The organism is Thermodiscus maritimus, from assembly GCF_055382595.1.
On sequence record NZ_AP042434.1, the window covers coordinates 257194 to 276772 of the forward strand.

General features: G+C 45.2%; 18 protein-coding genes and 1 tRNA gene. 6 read left to right on the forward strand and 13 right to left on the reverse strand.

All coding sequences use genetic code 11. From position 1 onward, the window contains the following. Positions 1 to 541: 541 nt before the first annotated feature. The 5 genes from ACZ47H_RS01380 to ACZ47H_RS01400 all read left to right on the forward strand — a co-directional run bounded on the left by ACZ47H_RS01380 (position 542) and on the right by ACZ47H_RS01400 (position 9655). Positions 542 to 4225: a helicase-related protein gene (locus ACZ47H_RS01380; RefSeq protein WP_464933436.1), complete on the forward strand. Its 3684-nt coding sequence runs from the start codon at positions 542 to 544 to the stop codon at positions 4223 to 4225. Further along, positions 4222 to 7635 carry an Eco57I restriction-modification methylase domain-containing protein gene (locus ACZ47H_RS01385; RefSeq protein ID WP_464933437.1) on the forward strand — a complete coding sequence of 1138 codons (3414 nt, stop codon included), beginning with the start codon at positions 4222 to 4224 and terminating at the stop codon, positions 7633 to 7635. The genes ACZ47H_RS01380 and ACZ47H_RS01385 overlap by 4 nt, the downstream gene beginning before the upstream one ends. A gap of 91 nt (positions 7636 to 7726) precedes the next feature. Continuing rightward, on the forward strand, positions 7727 to 7918 hold the full coding sequence (locus tag ACZ47H_RS01390; RefSeq protein WP_464933438.1) for a hypothetical protein: 192 nt from the start codon (positions 7727 to 7729) through the stop codon (positions 7916 to 7918). 557 nt (positions 7919 to 8475) lie between these two features. Further along, entirely contained in the window at positions 8476 to 8631 is a 156-nt protein-coding gene (locus ACZ47H_RS01395) for an AbrB/MazE/SpoVT family DNA-binding domain-containing protein (protein ID WP_464933439.1), read from the forward strand. Continuing rightward, the gene (locus tag ACZ47H_RS01400; RefSeq protein ID WP_464933440.1) at positions 8624 to 9655 is read left to right on the forward strand and encodes a hypothetical protein; all 1032 of its coding nucleotides are present in this window, start codon (positions 8624 to 8626) and stop codon (positions 9653 to 9655) included. Before ACZ47H_RS01395 ends, ACZ47H_RS01400 begins: the two co-directional genes overlap by 8 nt. 611 nt (positions 9656 to 10266) lie before the next feature. Here ACZ47H_RS01400 and ACZ47H_RS01405 read toward each other — a convergent pair. From ACZ47H_RS01405 to ACZ47H_RS01430, 6 genes are all read right to left on the reverse strand, one after another. Further along, a tRNA-Thr gene (locus ACZ47H_RS01405) sits at positions 10267 to 10362 on the reverse strand. Positions 10363 to 10445: 83 nt separating this feature from the next. Then, on the reverse strand, positions 10446 to 11228 hold the full coding sequence (locus ACZ47H_RS01410; protein ID WP_464933441.1) for an SDR family NAD(P)-dependent oxidoreductase: 783 nt from the start codon (positions 11226 to 11228) through the stop codon (positions 10446 to 10448). Between the two features lie 61 nt (positions 11229 to 11289). Continuing rightward, the gene (locus tag ACZ47H_RS01415) at positions 11290 to 11685 is read right to left on the reverse strand and encodes a hypothetical protein (protein WP_464933442.1); all 396 of its coding nucleotides are present in this window, start codon (positions 11683 to 11685) and stop codon (positions 11290 to 11292) included. Between the two features lie 72 nt (positions 11686 to 11757). Further along, the gene (locus ACZ47H_RS01420; protein WP_464933443.1) at positions 11758 to 12189 is read right to left on the reverse strand and encodes a hypothetical protein; all 432 of its coding nucleotides are present in this window, start codon (positions 12187 to 12189) and stop codon (positions 11758 to 11760) included. A 24-nt stretch (positions 12190 to 12213) separates the two neighbouring features. After that, entirely contained in the window at positions 12214 to 13635 is a 1422-nt protein-coding gene (locus ACZ47H_RS01425; RefSeq protein ID WP_464933444.1) for a sodium:solute symporter family protein, read from the reverse strand. Next, complete coding sequence (locus tag ACZ47H_RS01430) at positions 13628 to 13798, reverse strand: hypothetical protein (RefSeq protein WP_464933445.1); 171 nt, start codon at positions 13796 to 13798, stop codon at positions 13628 to 13630. Before ACZ47H_RS01430 ends, ACZ47H_RS01425 begins: the two co-directional genes overlap by 8 nt. A gap of 86 nt (positions 13799 to 13884) precedes the next feature. On the opposite strand from ACZ47H_RS01430, the gene ACZ47H_RS01435 reads away from it, so the two are divergent. Continuing rightward, positions 13885 to 14847 carry a winged helix-turn-helix transcriptional regulator gene (locus ACZ47H_RS01435; RefSeq protein WP_464933446.1) on the forward strand — a complete coding sequence of 321 codons (963 nt, stop codon included), beginning with the start codon at positions 13885 to 13887 and terminating at the stop codon, positions 14845 to 14847. Here ACZ47H_RS01435 and ACZ47H_RS01440 read toward each other — a convergent pair. From ACZ47H_RS01440 to ACZ47H_RS01470, 7 genes are read right to left on the reverse strand one after another with little or no spacing between them, the layout of a single operon-like run. Beyond that, a complete protein-coding gene (locus ACZ47H_RS01440; protein WP_464933447.1) occupies positions 14842 to 15915 on the reverse strand; it encodes an MraY family glycosyltransferase in 1074 nt (357 codons plus the stop codon). The genes ACZ47H_RS01435 and ACZ47H_RS01440 overlap by 6 nt on opposite strands. Beyond that, complete coding sequence (locus ACZ47H_RS01445) at positions 15897 to 16481, reverse strand: RNA methyltransferase (protein WP_464933448.1); 585 nt, start codon at positions 16479 to 16481, stop codon at positions 15897 to 15899. Before ACZ47H_RS01445 ends, ACZ47H_RS01440 begins: the two co-directional genes overlap by 19 nt. Then, entirely contained in the window at positions 16478 to 16804 is a 327-nt protein-coding gene (locus ACZ47H_RS01450; protein ID WP_464933449.1) for a hypothetical protein, read from the reverse strand. Before ACZ47H_RS01450 ends, ACZ47H_RS01445 begins: the two co-directional genes overlap by 4 nt. Before the next feature lie 38 nt (positions 16805 to 16842). Further along, positions 16843 to 17688 carry a deoxyribonuclease IV gene (locus ACZ47H_RS01455; RefSeq protein ID WP_464933450.1) on the reverse strand — a complete coding sequence of 282 codons (846 nt, stop codon included), beginning with the start codon at positions 17686 to 17688 and terminating at the stop codon, positions 16843 to 16845. 60 nt (positions 17689 to 17748) lie between these two features. Next, entirely contained in the window at positions 17749 to 18243 is a 495-nt protein-coding gene (locus ACZ47H_RS01460) for a hypothetical protein (RefSeq protein WP_464933451.1), read from the reverse strand. 1 nt (position 18244) lies between these two features. After that, positions 18245 to 18802, reverse strand: a complete 558-nt coding sequence (locus ACZ47H_RS01465) for a vWA domain-containing protein (protein WP_464933452.1) — start codon at positions 18800 to 18802, stop codon at positions 18245 to 18247. Between the two features lie 5 nt (positions 18803 to 18807). After that, positions 18808 to 19566 carry a ribbon-helix-helix domain-containing protein gene (locus ACZ47H_RS01470; protein WP_464933453.1) on the reverse strand — a complete coding sequence of 253 codons (759 nt, stop codon included), beginning with the start codon at positions 19564 to 19566 and terminating at the stop codon, positions 18808 to 18810. Positions 19567 to 19579 lie beyond the last annotated feature (13 nt).

Sequence of the window (19579 nt, forward strand, 5' to 3'; positions counted from 1 at the left end):
AGTTCTATAAAACGGCGCTGTGATCTCACTAAAGATAAGGCATACACCCACTCATATTGTTGTAAAACCTTTGGAAGTGAACGGGCCTTGAAGGCTCATGTAGGTATGTTCACGAGGGTAAGGGCACACCCCTAAGGGTCATCTTCCAATGAGACTCTAGGAGAATTAAAAGTTGGTGAGGTGTTACAGTGTTGGAGTAATGAACGTATTCTAATAAGGCTCCTGTAGAATCGGATGATTTTGGATATAACATGAATTATATCTAAAAAGAGAGTGCCAAGAGAAAAGAAGGAGTAATATGAGAGCTGAAACCATATTATACCTGATGACGCTACTGAACGGCTTCAGGAGGTGATGCCCTAGTTATCCTAACAGTATGAATAGAAAGGGCAAAATCTTTAAACCTGAACTCAATATAATGGTACTAGGATGCTCAAACAAAAGTTTATTTACCCTATGATCCAGAAGAGACACAAAATGTAAGATGTTTAAGGAATTCATGAAAGGAAAAATGATAAATCTATACTCAACGGTGGTACCTATGGTTAAGATTATAGATAATAAAAATAAAAAAGTCGCTGAATATATTAGTGAACATATTAAAGATAGCAAGGAAGCCAAATTCGCAATAGGTTATTTCTTTATAAGTGGTTGGAACTTGGTTAAAAATAATTTTCCGGAAAATGCAAAAGAGGGATTCCTTAAAATTGTCATGGGTGACGAGACCACAGAGGCCACGAGCAATGAGCTTGTAAGGGGTTATGACCCTAAGCTGAGAATGTTGGAAGATTTATCGGATATAAAGGATCTATCTAAAGTAAGGGAACTACACGAATTAATAAGGCAAGGCAAGATTGATATAAGAGTTTATAATAAATCAAAGCTACACTCAAAATTATATCTGTTCTTAAAGAGACCCGAGGAATTGTTTAATAATTCTGGAGAATCTCCCGGGGTTGCCATCGTCGGGTCCTCGAACTTCACAGCAAAAGGATTGACAAAGAACAAGGAGTTGAATGTCCTATTAACAGACAGAGATGCCATAATTGATCTGAACAAATGGTTTGATGAACTTTGGGCAGAGAGTGAAGATTTTAGAGGAGAACTTCTAAGAATACTTGAAATTGCCAAAGAAAGAAAGATAGAGATTGGAAAATTTGTTACCCCAAGACAGTTATTCAAAGTGCTTGTGTGGAAGTGGTTTGATGGCAGAGTTGAACCTATTGAGAAGAAAGACATTTTAGCAGAATTTCAGCTAATTGGAGTTATCAATGCCATAAATATAATAAACAAACATAATGGTGTCATAGTTGCAGATTCGGTAGGTCTTGGCAAGAGCTTTATTGGGGCATCAATTGTTGAAGAATATATTATTGGAAAGCTTCCCGATTGGGATCCGAATAGGGTTGGAATTAGCAAGGATCGGAAGGCCCTGCTGATCTTGCCACCTTCCTTAATTCCACAATGGGAATACTTATTATTTAATAGTGGTTATTTCTTTAGTGGCCAGATCTACGCCAAGCAAAAACCAACACCTACTGAGAGATTCAAAGTATATGAAATCTACAAAAGGACGGATAATGGAGCAATAAAGCTTGGCGAAGTTGCCCTAATGTCCCTTGGGATCTTCAGTGGGTATAGTGAGAAAGACATCGTGGATATGAACTTAAACTATGATTATGACCTGATCCTTATCGATGAGGCTCACAAGTACAGAAATCGCCAGACCAATAGGTGGAAGAACGCAAGAATGTTAAGATTCAAAGATCCAGACAATCCCAATTCCTTCCAAAATAAGTTCATCCTTCTTACAGCCACCCCACTTAACAATACTATATGGGACATTTATAACTTGATCAAATTATTCTCAGATGACTTGTTTTCAACATTCAAGGCTGAGGGGGTTAATATAACCCAGCTATTCCAAGACTTTACTGATTTAAAGAAGAAGTGGAAAGAAAATCCAAAATATGAATCCGAACTACGTCTCAAGGCACAGGAGATCAAAGAAAAAGTCTTGGACAATATCATGGTTCTTAGAACGAGAAAATATATCAAAGAAACGTTTGGAAAGGATGGTAAAATCAAAGTTGGAGATAAGGAACTTACATTCAAAGAACCTAAACCTGAAAAGGTTTTATATGATGATATAACCAAATACAAGGAATACTGGAAGTTCTTAAAAAAGGTAAGCAAACTTCTTGAGGATTTGGAATTTGCATACACCAAGCTTTATACGAGTGGTTTTGTTGTCATAGGTAATTCAAGTTCTTCGTCATTTGCAGAAAGGCCGGGGGATGCTGAGGAGGAGAGTATAGCCGTTCCAATTGACACTATTCTCAAGCTGTTGTTGTCGAAAAGGCTTGAAAGCAGTATATTTGCCTTCGAAAAGACGTTAGATAAAGTACATGACAAGAATATGAAGTTCTACAATGTCCTAAAGGATTTTAGTAAGAGAATCGATAAACTGTCCTTGGATGAATTTATAAAAGAATTGGAGGAAGTTGGAAATCAGTTTATAGCTATTGCTGAAAAGGAAGATGTTGTCAGAAAATTAACCGATGAAGAAGACCTCTCTACCGAGTATCAATACAATCCAAAACTCAAGATGCTAGTTAATTTCATTTCAAAAGGTCTTGGAACAGGAATGTTACCGTTACCTGAACCTAGAGATGAGAAAGAACTCTTTGAAATGCTTAAGAAAAGACCAGAATTACTCAAAGCTCTAAGGAGAGGCATTAACCTAATGGTTGAAGATCTTCAGAGGGATAAGGAGATATTGGAAAAGATAAAAGATGAATTAGAAAAAATCAAGCTAGTCGAAATCCGTGATGAAAATGATACATACCCAATTTATGTTTACAAAGATCCTAAGCTCGAAAAATTAAAGCATTTGATGTATACAGAATTTGTTGGTAAGAAGTACATCATATTTACACAATACAAAGATACAGCGGAATATATTTACCGCAACCTCGAGAATTGGATAAGAGATCAGAAATCAACCTTAACATACCTCTTCGATACTAAAAGAGGTTCTCTAAAGATTGGACTAGTAACCGGAGATCTAGATGTCGAAGAAAAGGAGAGAATGATAAAGAGGTTTGCTCCAAGAGCTAACGATGGTTGGAGGGAGGTTGATAAATTGGGAGAACTGATGATCCTCGTATCAACTGATTCCCTGAGTGAAGGGGTTAACCTGCAAGATGCTGATGGTGTCGTAAACTACGATTTACCTTGGAACCCTATGAGAATAGTTCAGAGAGTCGGTAGGGTTAATAGAATAGGAAATGAAAAGGACATATTTGTTAAGAATTTCGTTCCTGTTCAAGAGATTGAAATCTCTTTGGGTATACTTGCTAAGTTGCAAGAAAAGATTAAGGATATTACCTTATTAGTTGGAAAGGAGTTCTATATTCTTAGTGCGGATGAGGAAGAAATTTCTATCGAAACATTTGGAGAAAAATTAAAGGGGTTGGCTGAACTAAGCATTAGTGAATTAGAAGAAGTCTCTGCTAGTGAAGACTCAAAGTTAATTAAGGGTGGCATCCCAGAGGAAGTTTTGGCCGAATTTGAATTGTTGGACTTCGTGCAGAATAAGTTAGGATTAAAGAGGCAAGACTTTGAGGATATCCTACCGTTAGCATCATCTAGGAAGCCTGTTTATACACTAATTAATGGAGGTAAAGTAGTTTCAATGTTCGAAATTTATCGGGGCGACAGAAAAATTGGGAAAAAGGTTGTAGTTTACGAAAATGGCAAGCTTACTGAGTCCACTTGTAGGGAGTTCATTAAATTATGGAACCATACGGAAGCACAGAGCGATAGTATAGATTTAGCAAAGATAGCTGAATTGACTTCCGAAGTAAAGAAAAAATTCGAAGAGGATATATTACCAAAGCATAGGGGCAAAATAACTCAGACCGGTCTAATTAAGAAAATATATAACTATCTCTATCAGCTCTCAAGACAAAAACAATTCATCCAGACAATAGATAAGAACAAGTTAAGGAAAGTGCTAACATACTTAGCGTGGTTTGAACTCAATTCTCAAGAGAGAAGAGAGCTCAAAGAACATCTTATAAAGACTGGAGTAATCAGAGTTAAGAATAACAATTATGATGTAACAGACCCAGCTGGGCTAGTCGACATCATTTATGATTACTTCAAGGTTGGTGATATTGAAAAACAACTAAACGGAAAATTGGTGGGGTGGTGGTATTGAATATTAATGAATTGTTAGACTATTTAGACTATGATAATCTTATCAAATATTTGAGAAAGAGGTACAAGGAAGTAAGAGAAGGAGAGTTTATTGTTTTCGAAGACAAGGAGCTTGAGATATACAATATCTTGGTGGTGAGAAAGGGTCAAAACTACAAGGAGGATGTAAGCAGGCTAAAGAAGGAAATCGAGAATGACGCGGGCGTTGTAGAAGGTGAAAGGAGAGAATACGGCATCTTATTTGTTGGCAATCAAGTGGTGTTCTTGAGAAGGGTCATAAAAGGGCTGGAGTCAAAAGTTGCTGTCTTGAGGAAATCTATCGATAAAATTACACCAGCCTTTAAAAAGAAACTAAGGAAGCTTCTGAAGGATGTTGGAAATTGGCAGCACTGGGAGGAACTGTTCGATAGAAGCGACATTATAGAGGAATTCTACAAGCTCTATATTAAGGCTAGGGAGAACCTGCTCAATAACATCAAGGGTATACATGATGATAATAAAAAGGAGGAATTCGCAGATAACCTGCTAATGCAGTTATTGATAATCTGGTATCTTCAGAAGCGGGGATTCCTCAACAATGACCCCAACTACCTAGTAAACAAGTTCAGGGAGTATAAAAGGCTTGGATTCAAAAGCTACTACGACTTCCTAAGAAGCCTCTTCACAGTTATGATGGATGAACCCAACGATGGAATCTATTATAGGGATGATAGATTCGACAGGATTGTAGTTACCGGTCCAGCACCATTCCTTAATGGACCCCTAGAGGAAGTGGAGATTCCAGACAAAGTATTCTACATTGAAGGAAAGACAGACCTTTTAAAGAAGGTGAATCCTAAAAAGATAAAATCATTTGACGTTCCAATTCTTAACTTATTCGAGAGCCGGGATTGGACGGAAGGAAACATTGATGAGTACGTGTTGGGGGCAATTTTCGAGAAGCTAATGACGGCTGAGGAGAGAAAAGAGAAGGGTGCATACTATACTCCGGAACCCATAACAAAGTATATTTGCGACAACACCATCAAGCCATATCTAACCGATAGAATAAATGAAGAATTCGGTACAAAGTATAAAAGCCTAGACGAGTTCTTCGAGGAGGATACAGTCGAGGAGCATTACAAGTTCTTGTTTAACGAATTACAGAATATAAAAATCCTTGACCCAGCGAGCGGGAGCGGTCATTTCCTCGAGACAGCGATTAACGTCCTTGTAGAAATCTACGAGAAAATACGAGAGCGGGCGAGGAAACTTGGCTTCTCCCTTGGGAACTTTGTTATCACGACTGCTAACGAAAAAGGAGAGATAATTAGTGAACCGCTGTTAGCAATCGAGGATGAGGATGAGAGAAAACTCAAGCTCAAGTTCCACATCATAATCTCAAGGAACATATACGGGGTCGACATTCTACCGAGTGCTATAAAAGTTGCAAGGGCAAGACTATTCCTGAGCCTAGCAAAGCATTTCGATGCAGAGAAAGGAGTATACGTTAGATTCCCGAATGTCCACTTCAATTTAAGGGTTGGGAACTCCCTGATAGGCTTTGCCGATACAAAAATATTTGAGAAGGGACGGAGACAAGTAACGTTAGAGGAGTTCTTCACTAATAAGTATGGAGAACCCCTAAAAATCAAACTCAGTAAGAAGCTCGAAGACTATATTAAGAAAATGGACAATGTAATTGGTACAAACGCTTATCCTCTCCTAGTTGAAGTCCATAAGGAATTTAATAAAAAGCTAACTGGAAAAATTTTAGAAAAAGTCTTGAGGCTGAGGAGCGATCTAATAAAGATTCTACTCGTATCCTTGAACACAGATTACGCTGTTGAACTTAAGAGGTTAATTGATGAGATTACAGATAGGTTCAATGAGAAATTGAACGAGGAATTTGTGAAACATCTTAGAAGACATGGAATCAAGATCGATGTGAATGATCTAAAAGAGAAGATCGGTTATTTCCACTGGATAATGGAGTTCAGCGAAGTGTTTTTGGAGAAAGGGGGATTCGATGTTGTTGTGGGGAATCCGCCATATGGGAATATTTTAAGTGATGATGAAAAAGAAATATCTCGAGTTTATTCTTCATACACTAGAGAAATTGCATCTGTGTTTGTAGAAAGAGTAATGCCTTTAAACAAGGATAAAGGATACCTGTCTTTTATTATTACCTATGCAATTACTTTCAGTAAAGATCTGTGGGGGACGAGGGAAAAGATTTATAAAAACTACAGGGAATGTTTTATTTCAACTTTTGACAGGGACAAATGCAGGTTTTTTGATAATATGACCCAATCTGTTTCAATAATGCTATGCAAGAAGAAAACTCCAGGCTCGAACTGCAAATTTTATACATCCAGAATGTTTAGGGAAATGCCTGAACTTGAAAAGATAGAGTTTCAGTATGCTAATGATTATTTATTGGGCAACAAAATAGGAGTTTCATTTACAGATAAACACCGATTGCCTAAAATAGGCGACGAAATCACTTTGCACATTCTAGAGAAATTAATTGAAAATAAATATTCCCTTAATGATCTGATTTTAGAAGATTCTAATGAAAGAATTTGGATAAGAACTAGTGGAAATTACTGGTATAATGCTTGGGATAGGATGCCATATCAAAGTACAGAAATTAAAGCAATTAAAGTAGATCCTATTTTTAAAGACTTTCTGCTTATCTTGATAAATAGCTCTACATATTATTTGTGGTTCAGGATTTATGGTGATGGAAGACACATGAATACGGATATAATGAAAGCTTTCCCAATACCACAAAAAGAGAAGATCTTGCCTCTTACCAAATTTTTCTCTTTTCTTTCCTCATTATTAATGGATTTCCTCTTTTACAATTTTGATGAAGAGCATAACCGCTTTGAGACTTCCAATGTGAAGCCAGTTATAGATTTATGTGATATTGTTATTGGAAAGTTATACGGACTTACAAAAGAAGAAATTGACTACATTCTCAACTATGAAGACATAATAAGAGGTGGCAAGAAAATCCAAGATTTGTTCTACACATTAGTAGAGTACGCCTTATTAAGCCTCTACAAAGGCAGGAATACCTTGGATTATTCAATAATAAAGTTTCTCATTTACGAACTCTACTTTAAAGAGAAATTCCACGAAGATGGGCTTTATCCACAGGCTAAAGAATATTTGCTAGAGCTCGTTTCAAGACATCTTAAGCCAATAAACTATGATAGATGGAGTGAGTTGTATTGGAAGAAGCAACTTGAAGGTAATCTAAGTGAAGATGAGGAAAAGGAGTTAAAAGAACTTGAGGAACAAAACCTGAATACGATAAAGGAGGTTTATGAAGAGCTGTTGAATGATGAACAAATTCAAGAGTTAATCAGCAAAATTAAGTCTCATGAATGGGTCAAAACTATTGAAGGACAATTCAATTAAGAGGTCCAGCCACGTTCATGTCTCATCAACGGTATTACTTCTAATATGCATCACTAAGAGACACATCCAAATAATCAGAGGGGGTAGTGAAATGGTTGAGATTTTCTATGTGGATGGGGTGTACAAAGAGGAAGAGATAAGGCGAATATTGGAGAGGATGAATACAGCTGTATTAGGTGGTGTCAGGCACACCATAAAGAGAAGGCTTGTGATGCAAATATCCAATATTTCCGGGAAAGTTATTGTGCTGGAAGAGCTTGATTCACCTTTTGTTATACTTTGATATACAACCATTGTGTCATGAAGTATAGCATTGGAAAGTGCTATCCATACGCTTCATATAATGCAAGCCAAGTGTAAAATCACGGGAGGGACCCTGGTTAACCCTTATCGAGCTAGCTTAAACAATGATGCGGGCTGCGTAGGGCCCTATTATTGGAGGAGGGACCCTCATTAGGTTATCAACTAAGAGGCATATTACAGGCTCAGAACCCTTAATCACAGGTGTCGCGAGTGCTGGGTTATAGGCTACTAGAGGGGCCCTCCAAGCCTACACTAGGTTATTCAGGGACCGTCACGCCTTCCCCGATTTAACAATAAGGGTCCCTCGCACAAATCGGATCAACAGGATCCCTGGGGAAACCTGTTAGTATGGCTAGGAGGCTTCTATAGGACACCTTGGAGTATCCACTAATAACGCTTTCAAGACAGTCGCCCTTGACCCTAAAACCCCAGTAATGCTTCACCGTACGAGGAGTCTTGAAGAGCTCGCGATGGTAAGTGAGATTATATTTTTTATATTACTCAATACCTTAAACCATATAGGGTGATATAGGGTTCATGCCAGTCCTAGCCGTAACCCGAATCGGCAAGTATTATAGGACAACTGTCCCACGAGAAGTTAGGAAGCTTCTAGAAATCAACGAGGGTGATAGAATTGAATGGGTCTTCGAAGAGGGTAGGGTAATTGTTAGGAGGGCTGTGAGCCATGGCTAAACACGCTATAGTTATCGCGGACAGGGAATGGTGTGAAGCAGCAGCTTCAGGGAGCATTAAGATATACGACTTTAAATATAGGCGGCGGCAAGGAATACGTGCCCTAGCCCCCGGCTCCATCTGCATCGTAATGACCAGGCCCACATCAAGTAAGCCTTCCGCCTTCTGCGGAGAATTCACGGTAAGGGAGGTAAAGGAAGTAGACCCGCAGGAATATAATAGGCTTGCAAGCCAGGGGCTAATAGATAACCCCCAAAAACTTAAGCCGAATGAAAGGAGATGGATTATATTATTCGACGAGTTCAAAAAATACAAGAAGGAGGTTCTAAAGAAGGAGCTAACTGATGTAAAGACTCCGACAAGCAAACTGCCTATTGCTGGATGGATAATAAGGGGCCTGCATTATATTGATGAACATGTGGTTAGAGAGATTAGGAGGAGGGCTGGGGAGCTTCCGCCGGAAACGGAGCTGGGAATAATCGATGAATTGATGGTTTCTATAAGCCGGCTTTTAGATGTCCCAGAGGATCGCTTCCACATCACGCATACTTGCGCGGAATACATGTTGATGAGTATTGGTAGAGACCTGGATTTTAAGGTCTATACAGCCGACCCCTCGAGGGAGTGCAGTGGTAGAAAACTTAAAAACATTGCAAACATGAGCAAGGAGGATCTAGGTGAACTCGCTGGCCAAATTATTTTGAAGCCCCTGAGCCGGATTGATGTAGTCTGGTACTCTGATGAGGCGCGTAGATTCTATGCATTCGAGGTTGTTATTGGTGGTAGCATGCGTGATGCCCTACTAAGGCTCTCTGCAATACGAGGGCTCGAGGCAAAGCTATTCATAGTTTCGGGAGAGGGGATGCGGAGAGAGTATGAGAGAAGCATTCGGAACCCAGCCTTCAACTCTATTAGACGCAAGTGCCTATTCATATCGCTAGGAGAGCTCGCCAAAATGTATATCCTAACAAGGCTATGGAAGAGATCGGTAGAATTACTCCAACTACCCTATACGAGTAGGTGATCCCCTATGGTTAAGTACCATATTTGGCTATGAGGCCGATCCTTCAAAGTTCAAGTTCTCAAGGGACCCTTGGAGTTTTAGATTCTATGAGGTAGGGAAGCTGGAATGTCTAAGATGCCATAAGCGTATTCAACTACTACTGTATTAGCCTAACAGGCCGGGTGCGAGTTCGTCATTGATGTTAGCCTAGGTTAAGAAGAACAAAATAGATTTTAGAATAATATCTTAAAACCAGGCATAGTGGTCCAGCATGCTCATGAGACCGAGCTAACCCATCCCGTTTATCTTTTAGTACTCTTCAGCTTGACTATGCTTTGAGGCGTATTTGCTTGGCTGATACCTACTAATCCTACTAGGAGCTATCCTTTCAGCCAGTATTCCCATATGGTATTATACAATACCCCCTTATCTCCTATCCATTAAACCATGTCTATATCATGCACCTCTATCGTTTCATCGGGTTACAGGACTCTACTATACCAAAAACCATGAGTACATCTAGCCTCGGATTCAGACGTTAGCCCATATATTGTGTGGTACATCTTATGGTGTTCTGGGAGTCATTGTGAATAAGGGAATCTTGAGTAGTGTTTCGACGTGTTTTGGGGGTGTGGAGCCGCCGGCGGGATTCGAACCCGCGACCACCGGCTTACAAGGCCGGCGCTTTGGGCCCCGCGCAGGGGGTCTGCCCGCTGAGCTACGGCGGCCCCCTACAGTGGTGTCCCATGTATTCTACCTTGTATTATGGTGGTTTGGGTTTTTAGGGTTACTGTGGAGGATTCCTTCCCGGCTATGTTCTCCGGCCCGCGTTTATTGATAGTGTGTGGCCTGTTATCCCCCGCGACCAGACTGGGTCTGCCAGGAATAGTATTGCGTTCGCCACGTCTCTTGGCTGGAGTATTATGCGGAGTGGGTGCAGGTTTCTGACCTTCTCCCTCTTCTCGGGGGTGTCTAGGAATTGCCTGGTCATGTCTGTTTCCACGAAGCTTGGGGCCACAGTGTTTACTCTTATCCCGTACCCTGCCAGTTCTACTGCCAGCCTCTTAGCTAGGCCTATCAATCCGGCCTTGCTCGCCGCGTACGCTGGGCCTGCAACCACGTTACCCGACTCCCCGGCTATGCTTGAGACGTATACTATTGAGGCCCATGGAGCCCTCCTGAGGCTGGATAGTAGCGCTTTGGTTGCGTAGTAGGCTCCGGTTAGATTTGTGTCTATGACCTCGCGCCACTCTCTAGGCTCAAGCTCCTCTATGCCTCCCAGCTGGAGTATTCCAGCGGAGTATACTAGGACGTTGAGGTAGGGGTACTCCCCCTCTATCCTCCGGGCCAGCTCCTCTACATCACCATAGAGTCTAACGTCTACCTTGAATGCATGATGGCTTCCGTGGGGGTTGCACTCCCTTACTTTCTCCAGGGTCTCCAGTGCTCTCTCCCTGCTCTTATTGTAGGTTATCGCTACATTGTAGCGGTTGCAGGCGAATAGCCTCGCGGTCTCTGCCCCTATGCCCCTCGACCCTCCTATTATGAGGGCGTAGCGGTCAGGCGGGCGATCCTCTTCACGGTGATCCGGCAATCCAGCCATCATCATTCCCATTATATCTATAGTCTTCCCAGTGGTTTTTCATGTTTACCCTTTATTGCAACTGTTCCTTCTCCATTCCCATCTCTACGATTGCCTGGTCTAGGATCTCCCGGCCGTACCTGGCGTACTTTTCTAGGTCTGCCCTGGCTTCTATGCTCTCATCCATCGAGCTGGCTATGCGCTGGATCCCGTCCACTATCACCCTTAACGCTTCCAGCAATTCGCTGGTCATCGTATAGTATTTTGCCAGCTGGTACTCTATGCTCCTCCCGCGATTACCTGTTACCCAGGCCCGGTAGCCCTCGTATATGAGGAGGGTTGCAGCTTTAGCCTCGTCTCTAATGTTCTCGGAGTTCGCGTAGATCTTTATCAGCCTCTTCATGCTGTCCTTATCCTTTATCTTGATCGAAGATGACCTGGTTGATCTTGGGGAATAAATCATCGGCATCCATAATCGCCTCCATCCTTGCTAGGCCTGCATACGCCTAATAAGGTGATGGTATAGACTGAAGGGTCTCTCTTATGACTCCTCGATTTTGAGTTGATTCTTCAACTCTTTGAGGAGGCTTTTCGCCTTCGAGAGTCCTGCCATGTCGAGCAGCGCTAGGTCGTCCTCGCCCAGCTCCTCTACGTGGAATAGGAGTATCGCTGGGAACCCCCATTTTGGGAGGTATAGTGTTGTTATCCCATGCCCCCTTGCCAGCTCCATTACTGTATCGTACCCGTTGTACTCTAAGAGTACTACTGGGCCAGCAACTGACACTATCCCCTCCTCTCCCAGGGTCCCGGTCCTATCTATTACCAGGTGCGGCTCCCACCTGTAGGAGAAGCCTGCTACGCGGAGGGCTAGGAGGATGTAGTAGTGGCCTTTTATCCTCGCGTAGGGTCCCCCAGCCTTCTTGACCCTGTTGGCTGTTACTCTAAGGGGGACCCTCACCAGCACCTCATCCACTGCAGTGACACCGGCTGCCCCTTGTTATTTTCTCACGGCGGGTAATACTAGTAGTGTTGATATTATGAGTATCCACGCCGCTATTGGTACTCCTAGGGGGTGGGCTGAGAATGCCGCTAGGGGGCTGCCCTCTACTACCGTTACTACTGCCACAATTATGGGCCCTGATAGTATTGAGGAGAGGGCCCATCCCTCACCCTCTACTCTACCGGCCCACGCCGCTATCGTTGCTGGTGCCAGGCTTAGGAGGATTAGGCTTGAGAGCACGCTGAGCTGAACTATGTAGCTCACCCTGGAGAGTGCTACTGCAGCCATGAGTACTCCTACCACGATCACGGCCGCCCATGCCGCCCTCTTTTTCCTAGCCTCGTCGCCCTCGACCAGGTCTACCGCTGCCACACTTGCCAGTGTTAATAGTATGCTGTCTGCTGTGGAGGCGCTCGCAGCAACTATGCTGGTGAAGATTATCCCTGCGAGCACAGGGTTCATTGTTGAGAGTATGAGTGGTGTGACCTGGTCCTTTCCGCTGGGTGTGATGTTTAGGTATCCCGCCTCGACAGAGGCCCTGGCGTATAGTCCTACAAGCGTGACTATGATGGTGTAGAGGAGTCCGAAGACGCCGAACCATCTTATCATGGATGCTAGGCTCTTCTCGTCCCGGGGCATGTAGAGCCTCTGCACTACCTGCGGGTTTGTGACTGCGAAGAAGATCCATGGTAGGGTGAATGCTAGGAAGGTGTTGAGCTTCCAGAAGCCGTTTAGCCCTGTGAGCCCCTTGTCTTCTAGCAGGCTCCAGGCGCTGGATAGGTCTCCTGCATTACTGTTCCAGATCAATAGGATGTAGCCTAACAGGATTAGGGCTGAGAATATCATCCAGAGCCCCTGTAGGGCGTCTGTTACTGCAACGCTCCATATCCCTGCTATCATACTCCATACTATTATGATGAGCAGGCCTATTACGACTCCCCAGGCGTAGTAGCCTCCAACCATGCCTGCAATGCTCTCTCCGATACTCTTAAGCTGGCTAGCAGCGTATGGTATGAGTGCTACCAGGTATATTACCGCGGCCGTTACTGCTACAGCTTTCCCTCCTAGTAGGTCTCCCAGCATCTGGCTTGGCGTTATCCAGCCTCTTTCCCCGGCCATCCTTCTCACTTTTCTAGCGAAGAGGACTAGTAGCGTTAGGGTGGCTACGAAGTATGCGAGCTCGAAGCCGAGGGACCCTATGCCAGTATAGTAGGCGAAGCCTACGAGACCCACGATCATGAATCCACTGTAGGTTGTTGCTGCGTATGTCATTGCTGAGAGGAAGCCTCCGAGCCGCCCCATACCGGTGAAAAAGTCTTCCAGTCCTCCCCTGAGACTCCTCCTACTCCATAGTGCTAGTAGGGTCCCTAGGACTAGGTATAATCCTAGCACGGCCGCGGCTACTAGTACTTCACTCACTCCTACTCCACCTCCCCGTCTCAATCCATGCGTAGACTAGCGTGGCGAGCGCTACTAGGCTCCAGTAGGTGTATAGGGCTAGTCCTTCCAGGGCCCCCTTGAAGGCGTATGGTAGGTACATGAGCAGTACCATTACGACTGCCACTAGGGCTTCGAGCTTCATCCCCCTCCACCGTTAGGAAACAATTGTTTCCTATACCAGGCTATATATTTTTCAATCCCGGATCATTATAATAGGCGTGATGTGAGTTGCCTAAGAAGAAAACATCGGAGATAAGGATACTCTCCCTAATACTAAGCCACGGCTCCCTAAGCGCATCCGAGCTGGCTAGGATAACAGGATACTCGCGCAGCTGGGTTTGGAAGACCCTGCGCCAGCTGGAGGCTGAGAATGCGCTTAGGCTAGAGAAGAGGGGAGGGACCCTCATAGCCCACCCTGCAGAGAAGACGTATAAGAAGCTCATCCGAATAGGCATACTCCGCGCCTCAGAATACCCCTACATAATCCCCTTCGCCAAGAGGCTTAGGGAGAGGTTTAACGAGGTCGAGATCCTAGTCTATGATGAAGCATTCGAGCTAGCCTATGATATCGCTCTGGGGAAGGTGCACCTCGGCATGGCTCCAGCCATCTCCCATCTCATAGTCCACAGGGTGAGCGGTGGCCTCTCATACATCTTCGCCGGCGGCAGCAGTGGAGGGGCTGGGATAGTAATGGGGGAGAACGGGGTCGGCCACGCCACAACAATGGCCTCCACCATGGAGGTATGCGCTGAGATCAAGAGGCTCCCCCCTCCACGATTATACTATAGGAGGGGATGGGACATCGTGGAGAGCGTCCTCCAGGGCAAGGTCGCCATGGGAGTTGTTTGGCAGCCCTACCTCTACCTGGCTGAAAGGAGGGGATTGAGGATAGAGCCCTGCAACCTACCCTTCTGCTGCCTCCTCGGTGGGAACGCTAGCCTCCGGGGCGAACAGGAGGTTATAGCTAAGCTCTTCTCGGAGGCTGTCGAGGAGGCTAGGAGGAGGCTCCAGGACAGTGTATTCATTGAATCCTATGCCAAGCTCATAGGCTTAGATCCGGAGCTCGTCAAGGCCACCGTTACAAGCTACGAGTTCCTAGAGGAGCCGCCAGTCGAGGACTTGTCGAGGCTCCTGAGAGTATTGAAGGATGTAGCCTTTCCAGCCTGGATACTAGACCAGGCCATCCTATAGGAGGATTAGTGAGGCCGCTATGATTATGAGGGCCTCGAAGAGTAGGATCACGAGGACAACTTCGCTCTCCTTGACCTTCGTGGGGCATCCTCTCGCCCTCTTAAGCCATACCAGTAGTTTTAGGGTTAGATGGGTTACACTGTAGGATTTCTCGCTGGGAGGGGCTAGGCTCCCATCCCCACATACCTTCGCGAAGTTGACCTTCTTCACGCCGTCTATCTTCGCTCTTAGGTATAGGGCGAACTCGAGGAAGTATGGGAGGAAGACTGTTACCCCGTACTTCTCGAAGTTCCCTAGTATAACCACTCCAGCAAAGTAGGCTCCAACGCCATAGGTGAATGAATTCCCTGGAAAGGTCTTGGCGGGATACCAGTTGAAGTAGAGGAAGCCGAGAATCGCAGCTACCCCTACGATCGAGGCTAGAATGACGAGGTTCAGCCCCTTAACAACCCCGACTATTAGAGCGGATACGAGTAAGAGAACCCCCATTCCAGCCTCTAGCCCGTTGTAGCCTGCAAGCATGTTGAATGCGTTGGAGGCTCCAATCACGCCTAGGGGTACTGCTATCAGGGGATAGGCCAGGCCCAGATCCACTACCCCCACTAGGGGGATGTCGAGCCTACTATAGCCAGCTTTTATCGCAACTAGGGGGAGGGATATGGGCGCCATTAGGAGTACTCTTGATGCGGGGCTTAGACCCTCTACCGCGGACTCTCGGCTATAGCTTAGCAGGCTCAAAACGTCGTCGACGAAGCCAAGGAGGGTTGAGAGTACCGCCATGAGTGATAGGGCCATTATTTCGGGCTTGTAGAATTCATCGCCATGTATGTAGATCCGCAGGATCTCGAAGGTGAGGATGCCTAGGGCTACAGAGGCCATGGTAAATGTTCCACCCGCGGCGGAGGCTCTAGGGTAGCCGGGCTTGTTCTTGTCTGGCACTAGGAATATGCTTGCCTTACCCGTCAAGCGTATCCAGACCCTTGTGAGGACCATATTTAGCCCTGCCGCTACCAGTGCTGATATTAGCATTTCCGCCAGCATCCACCCGCCTAGACCATGCTCCTGCATCTCTGAACCTCCCACTCCAGGTACGCGATAACTTGGCTCGTCTGGTAACTATGGGGTCCTATATTCGCTTTAATTTCAACGTACTTCTCGAGCCTAGCCAGTATTTCCCGGGGGATATCAACGTGTGACCCGAGGAGGAACGCTATCCTCTCTCTTACCGGTAGTCTCCGGCGGTCGCCCTCCTCAGTTAATAATACAAGCTTATATCCAGCCTTCCAGAGTATTGGAACGATCTCCTCCGGGAATAGTCTTGCTACCCTGAGACAACTGCTCCTCCCCTGGAGGACTCTGCGCAGCTCTCCAACGGCCTGCCTCTCCGATGAGAGCTTACACCATGACCTCTTATAGAAGATTGTTTTTGGCGGGCTCGGCGGGCCCAAAAGGACTGCTATTAGGAGGGAGTCTGGGTTCCATATGCTTAGGAGGTCTCTTGCAACCTCGTCTATCCTCCCTGTTCTCCCCGCATAGCCCTTCTCGGGGATGAAACCGTCGGTCCTAGCTGTAGGGGAGATAGTAATGTAAATAATCTTGGAGTCTTCTAGGAGGTTTTTGAGTTCCAGTGTCAAGGATCGCTCACGATCCTCTCTATGTTCTTTTTAGCCTCCTGGTACGCCATCTCCTCGTCTGGCTTCGTTGTCGCTGGGTCGAAGGGATAGGTTCCTAATACTAGTTTGACTGTTCCGTCCTCTAGCTCGGCGAAGAGCTGTGGGAGGGCTGCCATTCCGAGATTGTTCGTTAATCCGTGCTCTATTGCGTATACGTAGTCCTCCTTCTTAACCTCTAGCTCCACCCCTAACTCCTGGGCGAGTTTCTCCGCGAGCTTCATCCACGCCTTGTGTAGTGGGTGGAACTCTGCCGTGTCAAGTACGAGCTTCTTAATTTTCCCCATACTAGTCTTCACCGACTCGATTAGTACAGAGCGGGTTTTTATTTCCTCTTTTCCATGCAGATCTTCTTCATTAGGAGTGCATCCTTTTCGAGTATTGGGCTCTCGCTTATGATGACTGCGTTGATCCCGGTTTCAAGGTAGGCTTGGCAGACGATGCTCCACTCTGGCCCGTATTCTTCCTCGCTTAGCGTGTGGTGCTCCTTCTCGCCGCCCTTCCCATATTCTATCTTCGAGAAGTGTGTGTGGAGAGGGTCTACCGCGTGCTTGCCTAGGTTTTTCTCGAACTCTTCCACGACCTGAATCACGTCGTCGACCGTTTTCACTCTCTCTCCCTGGTATCTAGCGTAAAGGTGGGCCCAGTCTATTGTGGGCCTGCATCTTTCAACCTCAGTGCATATCTGTATCACTTCATCTATGTCTCCTATCGCTGTAGTCCTCCCCATTACCTCGGGGGATACCTCTGGCGTCTTCACCCAGTCTGGGAGCATCTCAATGGCTTTACGGTATCCTTCAATAGCCTGCCTTACTGCATCTTCTTTCGACTTGTGTCCTTTATAGTAGCCTGTGTGAACTACTACTGCGTAGGCTTGCATCCATTCCGCAGCTACCATAGAGTCTACGATCCTCTTAATGCTCCTCTCAACAACGCTGGGGTCTGGGCTCGCGAGATTTATGAAGTAGGGAGCGTGTATACTCAGCACTACCCCGTGCCTCTTGGCTTCTTCTCCTAGAAGTCTGGCTTTCTCCTCGCTTATCCTAACCCCTCTTACCGCCTCATATTCTAGAGCGTCGAGGCCGATGGCCTCTAGGAATTCTGGTACTTTCTCCATTTTCCCCTTGAATGAGAGTGGCTTTCCCGCCGGGCCGAATCTTAGCCTGCCCAAAACCTACTACACCCGTGTATATAGTTATTCTCCGAAGAGTTTAAGGGGTATGTGTATATGCTAGTGGGCAGCTATCTTCCTGATAATCCTATCTATGCTTAATTTCCTCGTGACTTTTATTATCTTCTCCTCATCAATCGAGCTAAGAATCCTAGTCAGCCATGAGGCGGAGTGGGGGTGCATTACTACCATGTATAGTTGTAGCGAGTTATACTCTGCATAGTTGAATGCCAATCTTATATCTACAAGAGGCTTCCTGGAAGCGCTCCACACTAGTAATATTTTCTGATCTCTAAGACCGTACGCATTGACCACTTCGACAGCCTCCTTCACAGCCCTGTAGGGCTCCGGGGGCCCTTCAAGTGCTGATGTTAACGAGTAATCTCTCATAGCTAGATCGTAGCAATTTAATTCGCACAACGGGTAAGCCCTGTTGCCGTACAGTATTATAAAACTCGTGTATTCCTTGTTCAGGAAATAGTTTAGAAATTCTAACCTAGCCTCCTTCTTAATACTCCTTGTATAGTCGAGGAGGAGCCCGACTCCCACGTTCAACTCATGGTTGCACCCCACTGCATTGAAAGAGTGTTGCTAGTGCTCCTTTCATATCCTCTACATGGCGCCACTCTATCATACCAGTTTTAGCTAGCAAGTTAAGCTCCTGAGCGATCTTAATCCTATCCTTCTGTCCCATTGTAATGATGCATGTCCAGCATCCCGTATTATGGGCGAAGGCTACGGCTAACTCGAGTGGGGCTCCCATGTTTAGGTCTCCGTCTGTTAGAACTATGATCTCCTTCCTCCTATGCGATCCCCTCAGAAGCTTAGCAGCCTCGATTATTGCGTCTCCAATAGCGGATCCCTCGTCCGTCCTAGTAATGAGTGAGAGGGATCTCATTACGGCTTCCAGGCGATCTGTGGGTGGGAGTATTGGGAAAGCGATACCGTAGAAGGCGACAAGGCCTACCCTGCCCTTTAACTCCTGTATCTTCCTAGCGGCGGCCTTTGATACCAGATTTACTATTGCTAATAGCTTGTTGGGGCGGAAGTCTGCATGAGCCTTCCTCATGCTTAGGCTCGCGTCGATAACATATATTGTATCTGTCAGCTCCATTTCAATCACCTTAGTAGATCGTATAGAGAAGCGTGGTAAGTGTATGGAATACTATCCAGGGACATTAATGTTTCCCGATACTGTATTTCATTAATCACTCCCTTGCGGAATGCGTAGACTAGGAGGCTTATAGACGGGATTATCATTATTTTCCTCTCTCGGGCAAAGTTTTGGATGTATATATCATCTGTTACAAGGACGCTACCCGTCTCTTCAGCATACTTTATGATAGAATATTCATGGCTCGTAACGAGGAGGGATTGTGGAGGATTCCTCAGTCTTACCTCTACTAGGGGGAGGGCTCTGGATGGCTTCGAATTCACCCTAACAGCGCGGACCCTGAGTAGATTGTAGTAATTCCGCATTATACTGGGTACCTGCAGTTCAAGCGTCACAATCTGGTCTATTACACCGCTTAATGTTGACGTGTATATTACGTAGGCGGAGCTATAGTCAAGAACGTAGCTAGCGTTTTCATCTACGTTTGGTGGGGGATCTAGAAAGCCTAGCCCCGGTGTATATCCCTGTAGAAGGAGATAGTCTATAAAGGCGGGGCAGGGTGTATCGGAGAAGTGGCATGCATAGTGTAGTGATGAGCCCTTCTCCAGGTATAGGTTTAAAGCGATCTTTCTCAAATCCAGGGACTCGAGCATATTCCTGATTGCGTCTCTTACAGCTTCTGATACGCTCGCATATATCCCTAATTCTACTAGTCTTCTTAACTTCTCTTCCAAGACTCCAGAGATTTCCACGCTGACTACCAATTATTTTCTTCCC